A 17101-nucleotide genomic window follows, 5' to 3' on the forward strand; every position below is an offset into this window, starting at 1 on the left:
ATTTATTAAAGTATCAAAATATAGGTGCCCTCTCCCGCTTTCCTATAACGTTGCTGGAATTCCGGGATTTTCTCCAGCAGTTTAGGCATCACGTTTTCCTGATCGATGATTTTCTTTGGAGGGTCGTTTTCGAAGGCTTGGTGAATCAGCAAAAGGTTGCCGTAATCGTCTAGTTCCTCGAAAATCGGCTTTGTGAATCTCCAGTCCAGAAAAGGTGTTGCTAATTCGCCGTTGCCGTAAAGTCGGAAGTTCGGGCCAAGGACAAGTGTTTTTTCCGCTTCGCCGTTTTCCAAGCCTGTGGGCTTTGGAATTGTGAGTTGGCTTAGGTCAACATATTCGGCCCAAATATTTGGCGTGAGCGCGACGGTGTAATTAAAACCGAGGATCAGGACTATGAAAAATCCGAAGACGATCTCGGTGACAAAGCGTTTGCGTATTTCCAATAAGTAATGCGTAATAAAGAACGCTGCCGGACCGATTACAAATATCAGGTTGGAGGGCGACCTGTAAGGACTGATAAAGTAAACCGCTAGAGCCGTGGCCGCCGTGATAAGCATCGCGTAGCCGTAACTCATGTGGCGATAGTTGAATCCGCGTCCGCCCCATAGTGCGGGCAAGGCGCGGAAAAAGAGTAACAGCGGAATTGCGCAGACAGCCCAAACGGAGGTGTGGTTAACCAAAGGAGCTGTCCGGTTGTGCAGAATGGAAAGAATGCCTTGGTTCAGTAAATTATGGAGCCCGTCGTGCCAGAGGTAGTATACGGCGCAAAAACCCAGAGGCAACGCTGCGCCGGCGATGAGAAGGACGTATCTTCTGAACACGGAGTTTGTCAAAAAGACCATAACGATTTCCAATCCCGCCAAAAATAGTAACGCTGGCCAATAAAAAAGAGAGGCCAAGCCGGCCATTATGCCAACCGTGAGGATTTGGGAATCTTCGCCTTGCCGGCTCATCACGTGGTTCATACTGAAGTGGGTGGCCAATATCAGGAATGTGTTGGCCATCAGCATCGGTGTTAGGCTCATGTATTGGAAAAAGGAGCAAAACAGCGTCATCATGACTAAGCCGGAGGCGTAGTTGTTTTCCTTGTAGGCTTTGTTGAGCACTCCGGAGATGGCGAAGATGCAACACTGCGTAAACACTAGCGCTATGGCCAAAACCCTGTAGGCCGTAACCGACCTGCCGAAAAGCGAATCCAGAATTCCGTAGACTCCAGCCGACAGCGGACCCATTCCGTCGTAGAGGTCACGGTACATGGTGGCGCCTTCGGCCATTTTTCCTCCTATCAGCATATATCTCAATTCAGTGACCGTGAACGGATAAGCGTCCAAAAAGAAGGGTAATTGGGTCAAAAGTAGCAGTGCCAGAAGGCCGACCAGGCGAAACGGGGCGTTTAATCTGAAATATCTGAACAATGAATCTGAATTTAAATTACTTTTGTGAATTGCAGGTGTGCCGGCCAACGATCCGGAATATGCAAAAATATCATATTATTCGTAATAGCGAACATGGAGAGCAAGAGACAACAGAAATTCTCAAGACTGATACAGAAAGATTTGGGCCATATATTCCAACACGAGGTGAAAGGCCTGCTCAACGGAGCTTGGGTTACCGTAACCGAAGTGAAGATGAGCCCGGACTTGGGCGTGGCCAAAGCTTACCTGAGCATCATGATTGCGGACAAGGACGCCACCATGGCTTTGGTGAACGAGCATAAGTCCGAAATCCGTAAGCGTTTGGGAATGAAGATCGGAAAACAAGTGCGGATTGTTCCGGAATTGGTTTTTCAGGTGGACAACACTTTGGAAAACGCTTCGAGGATCAACGAGCTTTTGGGACAGATCGAGATTCCGGACGAGGACAAGGTGGATATGAACGATTATCCGGAAGGGTTGCCCGAAGACGAGGAAGACTGATTCCGCGGACGATATAACTTCCCTCCGCCGAAAGGTGTAGGGAAGACGTTTTCTTTACACTTTTTCGTACCCAGCCGATTTTCGCCTTATGAACCTTTCGTTTTTCATCGCGCGCCGGTATTTCAAGGCCAAACACAAGCAGAGTTTTTCCAATATCATTACCAGAATAGCCATGGTGGGCATTGCCGTAGGCACAATGGCCTTGGTAGTAGTGCTGTCGGTGTATAACGGAATGGGCGATTTGGTAAGGAGCCTTTACAACAGCTTCGATCCGGAGATAAAGATAGCTCCGGCCCAAGGGAAAACTTTCGCCGCCGATACGGCTTTGTTGCGTTTGGTCAGAGGCACGGAAGGCGTGGCGATAGTGAGCGAAGTGTTGGAGGATAACGCTTACGCTAAATACAAAAACGCCGAAATGGTGGTGACGGTAAAAGGCGTGAGTCCGAATTACATACGGCAGAGCGGTGTCCGGGACCGGATCACGAACGGCGAGTTTTTGTTGGAAAACAAAGAAAACGGTCAGGAATTCACGGTGATCGGGGCAGGTGTGCGCTATGAGCTGTCGGTGAATCTGCGCAATGATTTTTACCCTGTTCGACTTTATTATCCCAAAAAAGGAAAGATAAAAGGGAGCCTTAACCCTACGAAAAACCTGAACAGCCGATCGTTGATGGTTTCGGGCGTGTTCGAGAGCAGTAAGGGCTATAACCTCAATTACGTATACGTGCCTCTGGAAACGGCCACGAAGCTGATGCAGAAAGAAGGCAGGCTGTCGGCGTTGGAGGTGAAAGTGTTGCCCGACGCGGATGTGGACAAAGTCCAGCGCCGTCTGAAAAAGGCGTTGGGCAAAAGCTTTACCGTTAAGAACCGGGAAGAGCAACAGGCGCTTTTGTCCAAAGTGTTGAGAATCGAAAAGCTGTTCTTCTTCGTGGCTTTAAGTTTTATTCTTTTTATCGCTTCGTTCAATATATTCTTCTCCTTGAGTATGTTGGTTATCGAAAAGAAAAAAGACATCGCCGTGCTGTTTTCTATCGGCGCTACGAGAAGTTTGGTCCGAAAGATTTTTATGTTCGAAGGATTTCTCGTTGCCATGAGCGGAGCGGTTACCGGATTGCTTACGGGACTTCTTATCTGTATTCTCCAAGAGAAATACGGCTGGGTAAAAATGGGTATTATGGGTCCGCAAGGCGACTATTGGGCCTATCCGGTGTCGTTGGATCCAGTGGATATCAGCGCTACGGTTCTCGTAGTTATTCTTTTGACGATATTGGCTACCGTGCGCCCGGCCCGTTTGGCTTCGAAATACAAAGTCACGGAACACCTGTAAAACACTTGCGTGAATTGCCGGGTTAGGGCTTTGATTGAAAGCCTTTTTATAACCGGAGCATGCGAACAGAAAATATAGAGATAGGCAAGGCCAAGGCCAAGCTTACCGAAGAGGTACAGGATAGGAAACATTATGTGACCGTCGAGCTGGAAAGTCGATTGCCGGCTACGGAAGTGCGGGCGTATTTGACGGAGCGTTTCGACAAGAGATTTTTTTACCACACGATTACCGATAAGCCCGAGCACGGAAAAATCAGCTTCTTTACTTCGTTCTGGCGAGAATTTAATTCAAATGAAGACATTCAGGCGAGTTTGAGAAATATTTCGGAATCTCCATCCACTTCGGACGAGGCCCATGAGGTTTTGAAAGAGGCGATAGGAAAACTGGAAGGCGACGACTTGGCTAAGGTGGCTTTGTTTCTGGCCGAAGTTCTGAAAAAATAAAAAACGGCCTCGTGTGCTGAGGCCGTTTCCGTGTTTTATTGTCTAAGCTCTGAATTTCAAATTCTAGAATTCCGCGCTACCCGGAGTACGTGGGAAAGGAATTACGTCGCGGATGTTGGTCATGCCCGTGATGAAGAGCAAGATACGCTCAAAGCCCAACCCGAAACCACTGTGTGGAGCCGAACCGAAACGGCGGGTGTCAAGATACCACCACATTTCCTCTTCCGAGATACCGACTTCGCTCATACGCTCCACCAAAAGTTCCAGACGCTCTTCACGCTGTGATCCGCCCACAACTTCGCCGATGCCCGGGAACAGGATGTCCATGGCCCTTACGGTTTTGTCGTCGTCGTTCTGGCGCATGTAGAATGCCTTGATGGCTTTCGGGTAGTCTGTCAGGATAACAGGCTTTTTGAAGTGCTTCTCCACCAAGAAACGCTCGTGCTCCGACTGAAGGTCCGCCCCCCATTCCTCGATAAGGAATTGGAACTTCTTCTTCTTGTTCGGTTTCGAGTTTTTCAAGATCTCGATAGCTTCTGTATAAGTAAGTCTTTCGAAGTCGTTGTCGATAACGAAACGCAGGCGCTCGATCAGGCCGAGTTCCTGACGCTGGTTCGCCGGTTTGGATTTTTCTTCGTCCGCAGCTCTTTTGGCCAAGAACTCCAAATCGTCGGCGCAGTGCTCCAAGGCGTAACCTACCAAGTACTTGAGCAGGTCTTCGGCCAAGTCCATGTTGTCGTCCAAGTCATAGAACGCCATCTCCGGCTCGATCATCCAGAACTCCGCAAGGTGACGGGTGGTGTTTGAGTTCTCGGCGCGGAAAGTAGGCCCGAAGGTGTAAACGTCGCCCATTGCCATGGCTGCGAGCTCGCCCTCAAGCTGTCCGGTTACGGTAAGGTTTACTTCCCTTCCGAAGAAATCCTGCTTGAAGTCCACTTCCCCGTCCTCGTTTTTCGGAGGGTTGGCCGGGTCGAGCGTACTTACGCGGAACGTTTCGCCGGCGCCTTCGCCGTCAGAGGCGGTTACCAACGGTGTGTGGACGTTAAGGAATCCCCTTTCGTTGAAAAAGTTGTGCACGGCGAAAATCATCGCGTGACGGATTCGGTAAATGGCCGAAAACGTGTTGGTGCGCGGACGCAGGTGAGCGATTTCGCGAAGGAATTCCAGTGAGTGACGCTTAGGCTGTAGCGGGTATTTTTCCACGTCCGACTCGCCGAGGATCTCGATAGACTCCGCGATAAGCTCAACGGTTTGGCCTCCGCCTTGTGAGGCGGCCAATTTGCCGATGACCGAAAGGCTGGCTCCCGTGGTCACTTTTTTCATCACGTCCTCACCGAAAACGGCAGGATCCGCAACCACTTGCAAATTATGGATAGTGGAGCCGTCGTTCAGGTTGATGAAATTGACATTCTTGTTTCCTCGCTTGGTTCTTACCCAACCTTTGGCGCATACCGCCTGATCGCCCGGTTCACTGCCCAGCAATGCCTTGATCTTGGTTCTTTTCAACTCTGCCACTTTTCAGATATTTTATATAGAAACGTATTGCCCGGATATCTCTAAACGGATACCCTAGCGAATTTCATCAGGATAAGCGAAAAAAAATCACATAGGCGTAAATTTTTGCCCGTAGCGTAAGTTTTTCCGCTTATTTCAAAACGGGGCGTCGATTTCCGGCCCGGAAAGAGCCGTGTACTTGTCGCTCCGCCTAGGGTTTTGAGCTTAAATTTAGTGCTTTTCGCCTCATTCGTACTAAAACCCTCTCTATCACAAAAATAAGCACTTTGCGGAAGCTTTCTCAATATCGGCTGAATATCTATGTATGAAATAGGTCCAAAGAGAATAATTGCGCTCGCTCTTATAAGCAAAAATCGATCTAAACTTGATTTTCAGGAAATATACTTTTTCTTTTTTTTAGTATTTTTGTTTTGCCGGGTCAACGAATGGTGCCGGTTTCCGTAAATTCAGATGAGGAGCATGCTTTTCGGATAAGTTATGAAAATCGGCTCCTGTGTCGGTGTTAAGCCCGTCTGTCTCAAAACCATCGTCGACTTTATCGAACCCGTTTTTTGAAGTTCGCTATGCAGAAATTAGAATTAACCCAAAGTCTAGGCCAGAAGCTGTCGCCACAACAGATCCAGTTTATCAAGCTGCTACAGGTGCCGACCGCCGAGCTCGAAACAAGAATTGAAGAGGAGCTGGAAGTAAACCCCGCGCTTGAGGAAGGGCGAGAGGAAGAAAAAGCCGAAGCCAAGGAAGAAAAAACCGAGGAATACGAGGAAACGCCGAAAGACGAGGACTTGGAGCTCGGTGATTATCTGCATGACGATTTCAGCGGATACAAAATGTACGGCGACGGAAACGGCTCCTCGATGGAGGAAGAGGACCGGGAGATGCCGATAGCCACCAGCGTATCGCTCAACGACCAGATGAAAGACCAGCTTGGCTACCTTAGGCTAAGCGACAGGGACAACATCTTAGCGGAACAACTGATCGGAAGTATCGAGGGCGACGGCTATATCCGCAGGGATTTGGGCGCTATTGCCAACGATCTGATGTTTGCTCAGGGCGTGGAAGCCACCGAAGACGAGCTTGCGGTGATTTTGGACAAGATCCAGCAGTTTGACCCGCCGGGTATCGCCGCCCGTGACTTGAGGGAGTGTCTGTTGTTGCAGTTGGAGCGCAAAGGCAGTGACGATCCGATGGTGGCGAACGCAATCAGGATTGTCAGGGATTGCTACAATGATTTTACGAAGAAGCATTACGAAAAGATAAGCAAGAAGCTGGGCTTGGATGTGGAAGATGAGCTGAAGCCGGCCTTTGAGCTAATCACGAAGTTGAATCCGAAGCCGGGCGGAACGGCCGAAGGTTTGGTGAAGACTCAGTTTTTGGTTCCGGATTTTATCCTGCATAATAATAACGGAAGGCTTGAGCTGACACTGAATTCCAGAAACGCTCCGGAGTTGAGGGTAAACCGTACCTACTCCGAGATGATGGACACTTACGATAAAAGTAAGCGCAAGGACAAAAAACTGCGGGAGACGGTGAGCTTCGTGAAGCAGAAGCTTGACGCGGCCAAGTGGTTTATCGACGCCATCAAACAAAGGCAACAGACTTTGCTCAATACGATGAACGCCATTGTTCAGTATCAATACGATTTCTTCTTGGAAGGTGACGAGAGCAAGTTGCGTCCGATGATTTTGAAAGATATCGCCAACGAGATTGGAATGGATATTTCCACGGTATCGAGGGTAGCGAACAGCAAGGCGGTGCAGACGGAATTTGGGATTTATCTGCTGAAATACTTCTTCAGCGAAGGTATAGCCACCGATTCCGGTCAAGACGTAAGTAGCCGGGAGGTGAAGTATACGCTCCGAAGGCTGATAGAGCATGAAGATAAGCGTAAGCCTCTGTCTGACGATAAATTGGAAAAACTATTGCGGGCCAAGGGCTATAACATCGCCCGGCGTACCGTGGCCAAATACCGGGAACAGATGAATATTCCCGTGGCCAGACTGCGGAAAGAGCTTTAGGCTCTTTCCGCTTTTTTTTAAATTGGGCAAATTTTCGTACAATTGCTCCGCCTTTAGCGTTTTTGCGGGGTGTATCTAGTCCTCATCCAAACGGCTAAGAATGTTTAGAATCGGCGCGAAAGTTATCTCTTTCGTATTTCATCCACTGTTGTTGGCCACGTATATGGCTATAGTCATTGGCGTGTTCCGGCCTTCGGGCGTCGGACCGCAGTTTAGTGACCCCAAAGCTTTGTCTTTCACCACATCACTGATTTTCGTGACCACTTTTCTTATTCCGGCACTGAGCGTAGGCATACTGTTGTCGTTGCGTCCGTTTTTCGGAAAGAAAAAAGAGGAAGGGGCGCTTGATGATACTGTGGGCAGGAAGAAAAACGAATGGTCTAATTTCTTCAGCCAGTTGACGATGAAAAAACGGGAAGACAGGCTTTTGCCGTTCGCGTTTATCTCGGCGTTTTATATGCTGACCACTTATATGTTTCAGTCCAAAGGTTTCTTTGAGCCGAAAGTGATTGTGGTGCTGATGGCCGTTTCCGGGTTGATTATCCTTTTGACATTCATTACCTATTTTTGGCAAATAAGCGTGCATAGCGCTGGCGTGGCGGGTCTTGCGGGTATTCTGGGTTTTCTTTCTTTTCAAGATCTTACGGGAAGCTTGATCTGGCCTACGGCGGTTTGCATTTTTTTGGCTGGTATCGTAATGTCGGCCCGGCTATATCTTAATTGCCATACTCCGGCCCAAGTTTACGCTGGCGGTTTGTTGGGCTTTATGGCCACTTATTTGCCTTTGGCCCTTCTATTCGGCTGACACCGTTTTCGCTACGGTGGGAAATGATTTATTTTCAGAAAGATTCTTGATTTATGGGCAGAAAAGTAAGCATAATCGGTTGCGGTTGGCTGGGCCTTCCGTTGGCGAAATCGCTTTCGGACCAAGGGTATTCGGTGAAAGGCTCCACTACCAGAACTGAAAAGCTGGAAGCTGTTAAGGCTACGGGTGCCGAACCGTTTTTGATCCGTTTGGGGGAGAAAGAAGGCGATTTGGCCAAAATGCTGGACACGGAAATCCTTATAGTTACGATTCCGCCGTCGAAGCAGGGCGGTTTGTATATGGAACAAATGGAAGTTCTGGCTAAGGCTGCGGACGGCTCCAATGTTTCGAAAGTCATTTATATCAGCGCCACTTCCGCTTATCCGTTAAACGGAAAAGAGGTTCGTGAGGAAGACGCTGAGCGGGTTATTTCCAGATTTTCGGATATCGTTTGGCTGGATGTGGAGGCTTTGTTTATGGAAAACCGGAGCTTTGACGCTACTGTGGTGCGTTTTTCCGGCCTTATGGGCGACTACTATCAGCCGGGGCGTTATTTTTCGGGCAAAGAAATCAAAGGCGCCGAGAATCCCGTGAACATGATTCACCAAGACGACTGTGTGGCGATCTTGAGCGAAATCATCAGACAAGATGCCTGGAATGAGGTCTTTAACGCTAGCGCTGACGAGCACCCGACAAAAAGGGAATTTTATGGAAAGGCTTGCGAGGCTATTGGCGTGGAGCCTCCTGTATTTGTGGAAGGGAGGCAGCCTTTCAGGATTGTGAATTCCGAAAAGATGAAAAAGCGTCTCGATTATAAGTTTATCCACCCAAATCCAGCGGAAGCTTTTGATTAAGGTTTTGGACGAAATAAGAATAAAAAGCAACAGCTTGACCGGTTAAGGCCAAGCTGTTTTTGGTTATGGATCAAGCGTTTTTCTTGATACGTATTTGGAGTTTAGCCTCCGAATTCGCTGACAATTTTTTCAACCAACGGCGATCTGTTAGAGCCAGTTTGTCTTAGTTTTCCGTCATAAACGGATTGTACCGGGCCGTAATCTATGTCACTGAAGACTTCCCAGAAAATTACGCCTCCCAGATTGTGGTCTTTGACATATTGGGCTTTGAGCGCAACGGATTTCTCATTTTCATAACTGAGGAAATATTTGCCGTTGGTTTTGTAGGGAACTTTGGCTTCGTCGTCCCAATGTTCCGTCCAGTTTGCCGTATTTGACCTGATGTAGGAGTTGAAAGGCGTGCCGTCGAATTGACCGAAGTTGTCGTAGTCCGCGGCGGTTTGGATGGCGCCGTCGGGTTGTATGGTTTTCGATATTTTCACCGTCGGGGCATTGAGTTTGGCTGAGCCGGTAGTCACTACCGATCTGCCGTACAAGGCCACTCCCATATTGACTTTGCTCATATCTACGCCAGCGGCCTCCAGGGCTTTTCTTGAAGTGTCCCAGGCCAAATCTCCACCTTCTTCTCCTGTGTACGGATACAGCGGAGAGTTATGGCCGGCGATATTGGACCATCCACCTTGTATGTCGTATGACATGATGTTGAAAAAGTCCATCGTAGCGTTAAGCTTATTCCAGTTGAAACCTTGGAGTTTCGTCGGGGAGCAGTTGAAGGCGGCCGTCAGCAGGCGGTTTGGCCCGATGGCTTCGCGTAGTTCTTCCATCAGCGTAGTGAAGTTAGCGAAGTCAGCCTGTGATCCCGTAAAGTTCATTCCGGCGTATGGCCCCGGGTACTCCCAGTCGATATCGATGCCGTCAAAGCCCATGCGAATAAGCGTTTTGCAGTCTTCGATAAAGCGTTCGCGCTTTGAGGCCGAACGGGCCATTTCTGGGAAGTGCCTACACATACTCCAGCCACCTATCGAGGCCATTACCCTGACGTTATTTTCTTTAGCGAGTTCGAATAGGCCTTTGGCTCCGCCTTGTTTTGGTAGCGGAATGGGGAATTCGCCCGTGAGTCCGGTAGGAGTATGAATCCAACCGTCGGCGTGGGACTTGTATTCACCCTTTAGTTTGTCTTGGTTCCATTCGGAAATGTCGTGAACCAATTCCAAGTCGCCGTAAAGCAACCAGTGATCCCAGCTGTCGTATACGTTACCCAATAATGGTTTCGGGTCCTGTACGGTGCCTTCCATCCAGATATTCTTGTTCCGGTAATCGCCAGAGTGCAACGAGCCGTCTTTGGCTACGCCGAAAAACGAATAGTTGAGTATAGTGTACTTGGAGTAGTCAATATTGAGCTGGTTAGCTACCCCGGCCTGTGGCATGCCGTGTTCTGTACCTTTCCAGGCGTCCCACTGCGTTAGGTATCCTATTACTTGTTTTCCTCCTTTTGTTCCGGGTGCAGAGGGATCGCCGGGCTCCAATGGTTCGTCTTCGTCGGGCCCTTTGTCGTCCTCGTTGCCGTCTCCGGGTTTGTCCGGGTTTTCGGTATTTGGTGTTCCCGGTTCGTCATCGTTTTCTGAGCAGGCTGAAACGCCGTATAATCCTACTATGAGCACAATGGCCCATATCCAATTCCATTTACATCTTTTCATGTCCGTCTCCACTTAAAGGTTGGGCGCGGGATTGCGCATATCGTTTTGGCGGGTAGTCTAGTTCTTTTTTCGCGAAGTCGCTTGCGGGCGTTCCGGCAACGATCCAGAACCGGAAATAAATCGCCCGCAAGCGGAAAGAACTATGCGAATCTTCGCCTGAGAACCTTGTGAAAACAAGGCCGTCGGCGCTTTCGCAAGACTGTACTAATATCAACGCCAACCGGAAAAACGATATTGCCCATAGTCTTCGGACAGAGGCTTTTTATGAGATATGATCAATTTTGTGAGAAGGATTGATATCGTGCCGATAATTTAAAAATATGACAGTTAAATCATTATTTTTGAATGAATAACAATCCTGATTAAACCAAAAACAAGGTATGGCACCAGAATATATTGATGAAATCATTAAGAAAAGAAGGTCAATTTTCCCGGCAATGTACACGGGGGAAACTGTAAGTGACGAGGTCGTTTCCAAGATGATTGAGAACGCGCATTGGGCTCCGGTGCACAAAAGGACCTATCCGTGGCGCTTTGTGGTGTTTAAAGGAGACAGCCTGAAAGAGCTTGCCGAATACCAAGCCAACATCTATAAAGAGAAGGCCGAAAAGGCCGGCGATTTCGATGAGGCGAAGTACAAGATGTTTTTGGAAAAGCCTTTGTTGGCTTCGCATATTGTGGCCATCGGGATGAAACGCGACGAAAAAGAGCGCGTGCCTGAGATTGAGGAAGTGGAAGCGGTGGCTTGCGCCGTTCAGAATATGTATTTGACGGCCGCGGCGCACGGTGTGGGCGTGTATTGGGGAACTGGCGGAATGACTTATTCGGAAGAAGCGAAGCCTTTCCTGAATCTGGGAGAGAAAGATAAATTTTTGGGTTACCTGTTTGTGGGTATGCCCAAGTCATGGCCGGAAGGCAACCGCCCGGATGTGGCGGACTTTGTGGAATGGCGCTAAAAGTAGCGGGTATTGATATGAAGAAACGGAGCGTTAATCAGCGCTCCGTTTTATTTTTTCGATAACGTTGGTGGACGAGTACCCGGCCACAAGTTCCACGGTTTCGACCGAGCCCCCATTAGCCAAAACCTCCTTGGCCCCTACGATAGTATCGACGGTGTAATCATTGCCTTTTACCAATACGTCCGGCATCAGAGCCGTGATCAATTCCAATGGCGTGTCTTCGTCAAAGAGTACTACGGCGTCCACAAATTCGAAAGCCGCCATGATGCGTGAGCGGGTCAGCTCGTTGTTGATCGGGCGCTCCTCCCCTTTCAGTCGTTTTACCGAAGCGTCGGTGTTGAGGCCGACGATGAGGCGATCGCCGAGATTGCGGGCTTTTTCAAGATAATCGACATGGCCGAGATGGACCAAATCGAAGCATCCGTTTGAGAATACCACCCGTTCACCGTTCTCTTTCCAGCTGGCTACGGTTTGTTTGGCGTTTTCCCTGTTATGTATTTTCGACGGTGTGTTTGTCTTGCTCATGTTTTTTTCTTTTGGAAATAAAAATGCTCCCGAACAGGCCGATGCCACCGAAGAATATGGTCATTACGGTTTGGGCGGCGTGCATCACGGTGGCGTATAGCAAAGCCGATTGATGGTTTACTCCATAAAGCATCAAAATAGCGGACACTATGAGATGGTAAGTGCCGATGCCACCCGACACAGGCGCTGTCATGGCGATTCCGCCAAAAGCGAAGGCCGCTAGCCCGGCTCCCCAAGAGAGCGATGAGGTTTCGGGTATTGCGAAGAACACCACGTATGTCATCAGGAAATATAAGACCCAGATTAATGTGGTGGAAATAAGGAATCCAGGCACGTTTTTCATTTTCCTGAAACTCAATAGCCCGTCCACCACTTGTCGGACAATGTGTTCGGCTTTGCCGAATAGCGGATACTTCCTTAGCTTCTTTTTGTTTTTCCAAAAAAAGAACAAGCCTCCGAGTGCGACTACAAATCCGATGGCCGCTATCCAATACAGATAAGGTAACAGCGGTGCTAATCCCGACATTTTTTCACGGATAAAATTTTCCGAGAAATCCTTAAGCCTGTTTCTTTCCACCAAGAAAGTGAGCGTTAGGGATATCAGCAGGCAGATCAAATCTATAAACCTTTCGGTGACTACGCTGCCCAGGGAAGTTGTCATGGGAACCTCGTCGGTTTTTCGCAAGGCGCCGCATTTGGTCACTTCGCCCATTCTCGGGACGGCCAGATTGGCCAAATAGCCGGACATAACACAAAGCAATGTCCTGAAAGAGTTCAGATTTTGGTAACCGAGCGGGCGGAGCAGGATATTCCACCTGTAGGCCCTTAGCCAGTGGCTGGTCATAGCCAAGGCTATCGACAAGAGAATCCAGCGGTAATCGACCGCGCCCATATCGTGAAGGAGGGATTCCAGTGGATAGCCTTTCAGTGCGTAGGTTAGCAAAAAAACGGCTACGCCAAGCATGGCGAGGTATTTTAGGACGGATGTCGCTTTTTTCAATGCTTCGGTTTTTTGTGAAAAACGTGCGCGCGTTCGTAAAAAAAAGAGCGTGAAAGGTTTTTTCCAATCACGCTCCGGAGTTATGTTTTGAAAGCGTTTCTCCGAACGCCGGTGTTTAGGTCAGCTTATTGTTTTCGTCTGGGAAGATAACGGTTGGCTCGAAGCTTTTCGCTTCTTCGAAATCCATGGACGCGTATGAGATGACGATAACCACATCGCCTACCTGTACGCGACGGGCGGCCGGGCCGTTGAGGCAGATGGTGCCGGTTCCCCGTTCTCCTTTTATGACGTAGGTTTCGATACGTTCACCGTTGTTGATGTTAACGATCTGAACCTTTTCGTTTTCGATAATGTTCGCCGCGTCCATCAGGTCTTCATCGATAGTGATGCTGCCTACGTAATGCAACTCGGCCTGCGTTACCTTTACCCTGTGAATCTTGGACTTAAAGACTTCGATATTCATGGTACTGTCCCTGATATTTTTCGCAAAGATACAATAATTCGGTTTTGGGGCATGTTCGGACCGGAGAAAATCGGTTCCGGCCCGGAGCCTTACGGAACATGAACGCTGAAAACGTCGTGTTCGTGTACCTTGCCATTTACTTAAGGTTGATGTTATCGATCAATCTCACTTGGCCCAAAAACGCCGCCACACAGGCTTGGGCACGCTCGGCGTCGCACCAATTTTCGATCGGTTGTAGACTGTCTGCGTTCACTATTTCGAAATATTCGAGATCTAAGGCTTCTGATTTCGCAAATTTTCTCAAGACGGATTCTTTCACATCTTTGAGAGAGGCGCCTTCTTTGGCATCTTTTTTCGCTTCAGTCAGAATTTTGTAGATATCCGGCGCTATTTGGCGTTCCTCGTCGGTGAGGCGCCTGTTACGTGACGACATCGCTAAGCCGTCAGTTTCCCTGACTGTAGGCACGCCGATAATATCGATTCCGAAACACAGTTCTTTGGCCAATATGCGGATAATGGCTAGTTGCTGGAAGTCTTTTTCTCCGAAATAGGCTTTATCCGGCGAAACCATATTGAACAGTTTGGAAACAATAATTCCGACTCCGTTGAAGTGTCCGGGCCGGAACCTGCCCTCCATTACCCGTTCAGCTTGGCCGAAATCAAAACCCAATGTAGGTTTTTCTTGGGGGTACATATCTTGGGCGGAAGGGATGAAAACGGCGTCGCAACCGACTTTGCCTAACATGTCCGTGTCATTTTTTTCCGTCCGAGGATAATTTTTCAGGTCGTCGGCGTTATTAAATTGGGCGGGATTCACGAAAACGCTACAAACGGTAACGTCATTTTCCCGCTTTGAGGCTCTGGCGAGCGTCAAGTGCCCCTCATGTAGGGCGCCCATAGTCGGGACAAAGCCTATGCTTTGGCCTTGGCTTTTCCGGGCCTTGATGAACGCTTTTAGCTCATCGGGAGATCTGAGAACGAAAGTCATAGTCAATTATTTAGAACAGGGCTATGGGCTTGAGTCAGTTGAGTTTTCGGACTGTTTGATTGAGAAAGGGGAAAAAAAGGCGTAACTTTGTAAGCCCGTTTATTTTACATAATAAAACAGGACGATTTGTATGTCAAAGCTTCGAATTCTGTACGTAGCCAGCGAAATTAATCCTTTCCTTCAAACAACACAAGTTGCGGACTTTGTTCGGAAACTTCCACAGGCCATGCAAGAGCGTGGTATGGAAATCCGGATTCTGGTGCCGCGCTTTGGTCTGATCAACGAGCGCAAAAACCGTTTGCACGAGGTGGTCCGCCTGTCAGGAATCAACATTGCCGTGGGCGATGAGGAGAAACCTTTGGTGATCAAAGTGGCGTCTATCCCAAATGCGAAACTCCAGGTTTACTTCATCGATAACGAGGATTATTTCCACCGCAAGTCGATGTTTTATGATGCGGACGAAAACTTCCACGCCGACAACGACGAACGCGCCATTTTCTTCTGCAAAGGCGTTTTGGAAACTGTCAGGAAATTGGGCTGGAAGCCGGATATCGTCCACTGTAACGACTGGGTTACTAGCATGATTCCGCTTTACCTGAAGACGACCTACAAGAACGACCCGGTGTTTAAGGACGCTAAGTCGGTGTTTACGGTCTACAATAACTACTTCTCTCATAAGTTCGAAGGCGACATCGCCGAGAAGGTCAAAATGCTTGATATTGATGACAAGATGCTCGAGCCGCTTAAGTCCGCGGATTTTGAGGGGTTCATCAAACTTGCCGCTGGCTTCTCTGACGTTGTGCTGACTTCCGGTGAGGAATACAGCGAGGATTTGGGACGCGTGCTTGGCGAAATCCAGGATCACGAGGTCAAGTCTATCGAGGAAGGCGAAAATTATTTGGATGAATACTTCAACTTGTATAATGAGATTGCAGGGTAAGATTTTTGGAGCCGTAGGCGGGCTGATGCTTGCGTTGGCCTTTTTTTTGTCATCATGCGAGACTTCTGACGAATTGACACTGTCGTTGGGCGATGAAGACCCCACGATTGGTTTAAAGTTTAAGGAAGTTCCGGTAAAAACCACTTTGGTACTCTACGATTCCGTAGAGACCGACCGATTGTCCACCTGGTTGATAGGCGAGTTTCAGGACAACAACATCGGTAAAATAGGTGGAGAGGTGTTTACCATGGTGAGGAAAAACACGGATTCCTTAAAAACCCATGATACTTATAGCCCGACAGCGGACTCTTTAGTGCTTCGATTGATCCTGAACGGTTATGCCTTTGGTGATCAAATCGGATCCGCTCAGAGTGTTACCGTTAACGAGTTGGGCGAAATTCTGAAATACAAGGATTACTATTCCAAAGACACTAGCCCAAAAGCAGGTTTTTTGGGGGAGGGAGAGTTTACTCCTAGAAAGTCATCTAAAGATACGGTCTATCATGATACTCTGTTCGTAAAGCTTGATAATTCCCTTCGGGACAGGCTTTTCGAAAAGGTTGATTATTTTGCGGATACGATAAACAAGCAGAAAGAATTCAACGAATTCTTCCATGGCTTGACCATTTCTCCGCAAAATATGGATGCGGTCTTCGGTTTCGGCGTGGGTAATGCTTCCCTGAGACTTCATTATCACCTGCATCCTGATACGGCTTACGTTATCCGTTATAGTTTGTCTGCCATAGGCGATTATAATGAGGATAAGGAAAATATAAGTGCCGAAACCGGAAACTATACGCTTGGATATAGCCATTACAGTTATGACCGTAGCGGTTCGCCTTTGGCAAATGTGATTTGGAACGAGACGGCTCCTGGAGTGAGCGAATCTGAAGGGCTTCCATCAGGCAAAATTTATACACAATCCGCTTTCGGTTTGCGTCTGGCTTTTGACTTTGAAGAAAGTGTGAAGAGCCTTGATAAGGAAATCGTGATCAATAATGCCGATATACGGTTCCCTGTAGAGCGTACGCTTGGAAACGTTTTGCCACCTTCTGGACTGTACTTTGATTTTGTGAATGACAAAAACAAGGTACTTTATGCTACTAACGATGATGGAGATACGTTAGTGAACCAGAGTAACGGCCGTCCATTAGTTTACGGTTTGCAAAAGGAACCTTTTAATCCGTCTGGGCTTGGGCAAGACTTTGCTGCAACATTTGACAGGAATTATCTTATATACCAGGCGCCTTCTTCAAGTCCGAAAAACACTGGCGTGCCGTTGAGCTTCTATCTGAGAACGCTCCACCGAACGTATAACGGCACGGCGACCCCGGACAGTGAGCTAAAGAATGACGACGGAGTTATATATAAAAAGATGGTAATTGCTCCGATAGGCGACCAAACGACAATGAATTACTTTATTGGAAGTGAGGAAGACTTGATGTTGAGAGTTTATTATACTGAGGAATTAACCGAGACCGGAGAATCTGATTGACAATTGGTTTTCGGAAGAAATAGAGCTCCTGTCATGTACTTGGCAGGGGTTTTTTTCTTTAAAATATCACCATACAAGAAAGTTTAAATAGAGGATTATCGAGATTATTTGTTAACATTGCGATTGTAACTCAGAATTGATAAACTGGGAACTTTGCGG

At 48.1% G+C, this 17101-nt stretch carries 17 protein-coding genes; 9 read left to right on the forward strand and 8 right to left on the reverse strand.

Going from position 1 to position 17101, the window contains the following annotated elements; genetic code table 11:
* Positions 1-5: 5 nt before the first annotated feature.
* On the reverse strand, positions 6-1415 hold the full coding sequence (locus AABK39_RS00475; RefSeq protein ID WP_338392978.1) for a hypothetical protein: 1410 nt from the start codon (positions 1413-1415) through the stop codon (positions 6-8).
* Positions 1416-1508: 93 nt separating this feature from the next.
* Between AABK39_RS00475 and rbfA the strand changes: the two genes are divergently transcribed.
* The 3 genes from rbfA (at position 1509) to AABK39_RS00490 (ending at position 3686) form a co-directional block, all read left to right on the forward strand.
* Positions 1509-1916: a 30S ribosome-binding factor RbfA gene (gene rbfA / locus AABK39_RS00480; protein WP_338392979.1), complete on the forward strand. Its 408-nt coding sequence runs from the start codon at positions 1509-1511 to the stop codon at positions 1914-1916.
* Between the two features lie 88 nt (positions 1917-2004).
* Complete coding sequence (locus AABK39_RS00485; protein ID WP_338392980.1) at positions 2005-3243, forward strand: ABC transporter permease; 1239 nt, start codon at positions 2005-2007, stop codon at positions 3241-3243.
* A 59-nt stretch (positions 3244-3302) separates the two neighbouring features.
* Positions 3303-3686, forward strand: coding sequence for a hypothetical protein (locus AABK39_RS00490; RefSeq protein ID WP_338392981.1), 384 nt, complete (start codon positions 3303-3305; stop codon positions 3684-3686).
* A 63-nt stretch (positions 3687-3749) separates the two neighbouring features.
* Here AABK39_RS00490 and asnS read toward each other — a convergent pair whose 3' ends face one another.
* A complete protein-coding gene (asnS, locus tag AABK39_RS00495) occupies positions 3750-5201 on the reverse strand; it encodes an asparagine--tRNA ligase (RefSeq protein WP_338392982.1) in 1452 nt (483 codons plus the stop codon).
* A gap of 563 nt (positions 5202-5764) precedes the next feature.
* Here asnS and rpoN point away from each other — a divergent pair.
* The 3 genes from rpoN (at position 5765) to AABK39_RS00510 (ending at position 8875) form a co-directional block, all read left to right on the forward strand.
* Positions 5765-7216, forward strand: a complete 1452-nt coding sequence (gene rpoN, locus AABK39_RS00500) for an RNA polymerase factor sigma-54 (protein ID WP_338392983.1) — start codon at positions 5765-5767, stop codon at positions 7214-7216.
* A 100-nt stretch (positions 7217-7316) separates the two neighbouring features.
* Positions 7317-8021, forward strand: coding sequence for a phosphatase PAP2 family protein (locus AABK39_RS00505; protein WP_338392984.1), 705 nt, complete (start codon positions 7317-7319; stop codon positions 8019-8021).
* Positions 8022-8074: 53 nt separating this feature from the next.
* On the forward strand, positions 8075-8875 hold the full coding sequence (locus AABK39_RS00510; RefSeq protein WP_338392985.1) for an NAD(P)-binding domain-containing protein: 801 nt from the start codon (positions 8075-8077) through the stop codon (positions 8873-8875).
* A gap of 101 nt (positions 8876-8976) precedes the next feature.
* On the opposite strand, the gene AABK39_RS00515 is transcribed toward AABK39_RS00510, so the two are convergent.
* Positions 8977-10572 carry a glycoside hydrolase family 18 protein gene (locus AABK39_RS00515; RefSeq protein WP_338392986.1) on the reverse strand — a complete coding sequence of 532 codons (1596 nt, stop codon included), beginning with the start codon at positions 10570-10572 and terminating at the stop codon, positions 8977-8979.
* Entirely contained in the window at positions 10559-10792 is a 234-nt protein-coding gene (locus AABK39_RS00520) for a hypothetical protein (protein ID WP_338392987.1), read from the reverse strand. Before AABK39_RS00520 ends, AABK39_RS00515 begins: the two co-directional genes overlap by 14 nt.
* A gap of 160 nt (positions 10793-10952) precedes the next feature.
* Between AABK39_RS00520 and AABK39_RS00525 the strand changes: the two genes are divergently transcribed.
* Positions 10953-11528, forward strand: coding sequence for a nitroreductase family protein (locus AABK39_RS00525; protein ID WP_338392988.1), 576 nt, complete (start codon positions 10953-10955; stop codon positions 11526-11528).
* Between the two features lie 33 nt (positions 11529-11561).
* Here the strand turns inward: AABK39_RS00525 and rfaE2 are convergent, their stop codons facing one another.
* From rfaE2 to panC, 4 genes are all read right to left on the reverse strand, one after another.
* Positions 11562-12056: a D-glycero-beta-D-manno-heptose 1-phosphate adenylyltransferase gene (gene rfaE2, locus AABK39_RS00530; protein WP_338392989.1), complete on the reverse strand. Its 495-nt coding sequence runs from the start codon at positions 12054-12056 to the stop codon at positions 11562-11564.
* Entirely contained in the window at positions 12022-13056 is a 1035-nt protein-coding gene (locus AABK39_RS00535) for a lysylphosphatidylglycerol synthase transmembrane domain-containing protein (RefSeq protein WP_338392990.1), read from the reverse strand. The genes rfaE2 and AABK39_RS00535 overlap by 35 nt, the downstream gene beginning before the upstream one ends.
* A 115-nt stretch (positions 13057-13171) precedes the next feature.
* A complete protein-coding gene (gene panD / locus AABK39_RS00540; protein WP_338392991.1) occupies positions 13172-13519 on the reverse strand; it encodes an aspartate 1-decarboxylase in 348 nt (115 codons plus the stop codon).
* Positions 13520-13655: 136 nt separating this feature from the next.
* A complete protein-coding gene (panC, locus tag AABK39_RS00545) occupies positions 13656-14507 on the reverse strand; it encodes a pantoate--beta-alanine ligase (RefSeq protein WP_338392992.1) in 852 nt (283 codons plus the stop codon).
* 130 nt (positions 14508-14637) lie between these two features.
* On the opposite strand from panC, the gene AABK39_RS00550 reads away from it, so the two are divergent.
* Positions 14638-15447 carry a glycogen/starch synthase gene (locus AABK39_RS00550; protein WP_338392993.1) on the forward strand — a complete coding sequence of 270 codons (810 nt, stop codon included), beginning with the start codon at positions 14638-14640 and terminating at the stop codon, positions 15445-15447.
* A complete protein-coding gene (locus tag AABK39_RS00555) occupies positions 15431-16942 on the forward strand; it encodes a DUF4270 family protein (protein ID WP_338392994.1) in 1512 nt (503 codons plus the stop codon). Before AABK39_RS00550 ends, AABK39_RS00555 begins: the two co-directional genes overlap by 17 nt.
* The last annotated feature ends 159 nt before the right edge of the window (positions 16943-17101 follow it).

Source organism: Fulvitalea axinellae, from assembly GCF_036492835.1.
GTDB lineage: Bacteria > Bacteroidota > Bacteroidia > Cytophagales > Cyclobacteriaceae > Fulvitalea > Fulvitalea axinellae.

Bases quoted from the DNA above. Each gene is read 5' to 3' on its own strand.
- AABK39_RS00550 (WP_338392993.1), top strand. From the start codon at position 14,638: ATGTCAAAGCTTCGAATTCTGTACGTAGCCAGCGAAATTAATCCTTTC.
- AABK39_RS00490 (WP_338392981.1), top strand. From the start codon at position 3,303: ATGCGAACAGAAAATATAGAGATAGGCAAGGCCAAGGCCAAGCTTACC.
- rbfA (WP_338392979.1), top strand. From the start codon at position 1,509: ATGGAGAGCAAGAGACAACAGAAATTCTCAAGACTGATACAGAAAGAT.
- rfaE2 (WP_338392989.1), bottom strand. From the start codon at position 12,056: ATGAGCAAGACAAACACACCGTCGAAAATACATAACAGGGAAAACGCC.
- AABK39_RS00515 (WP_338392986.1), bottom strand. From the start codon at position 10,572: ATGAAAAGATGTAAATGGAATTGGATATGGGCCATTGTGCTCATAGTA.
- AABK39_RS00555 (WP_338392994.1), top strand. From the start codon at position 15,431: ATGAGATTGCAGGGTAAGATTTTTGGAGCCGTAGGCGGGCTGATGCTT.
- AABK39_RS00505 (WP_338392984.1), top strand. From the start codon at position 7,317: ATGTTTAGAATCGGCGCGAAAGTTATCTCTTTCGTATTTCATCCACTG.
- panC (WP_338392992.1), bottom strand. From the start codon at position 14,507: ATGACTTTCGTTCTCAGATCTCCCGATGAGCTAAAAGCGTTCATCAAG.
- AABK39_RS00525 (WP_338392988.1), top strand. From the start codon at position 10,953: ATGGCACCAGAATATATTGATGAAATCATTAAGAAAAGAAGGTCAATT.
- rpoN (WP_338392983.1), top strand. From the start codon at position 5,765: ATGCAGAAATTAGAATTAACCCAAAGTCTAGGCCAGAAGCTGTCGCCA.
- AABK39_RS00485 (WP_338392980.1), top strand. From the start codon at position 2,005: ATGAACCTTTCGTTTTTCATCGCGCGCCGGTATTTCAAGGCCAAACAC.
- AABK39_RS00510 (WP_338392985.1), top strand. From the start codon at position 8,075: ATGGGCAGAAAAGTAAGCATAATCGGTTGCGGTTGGCTGGGCCTTCCG.
- panD (WP_338392991.1), bottom strand. From the start codon at position 13,519: ATGAATATCGAAGTCTTTAAGTCCAAGATTCACAGGGTAAAGGTAACG.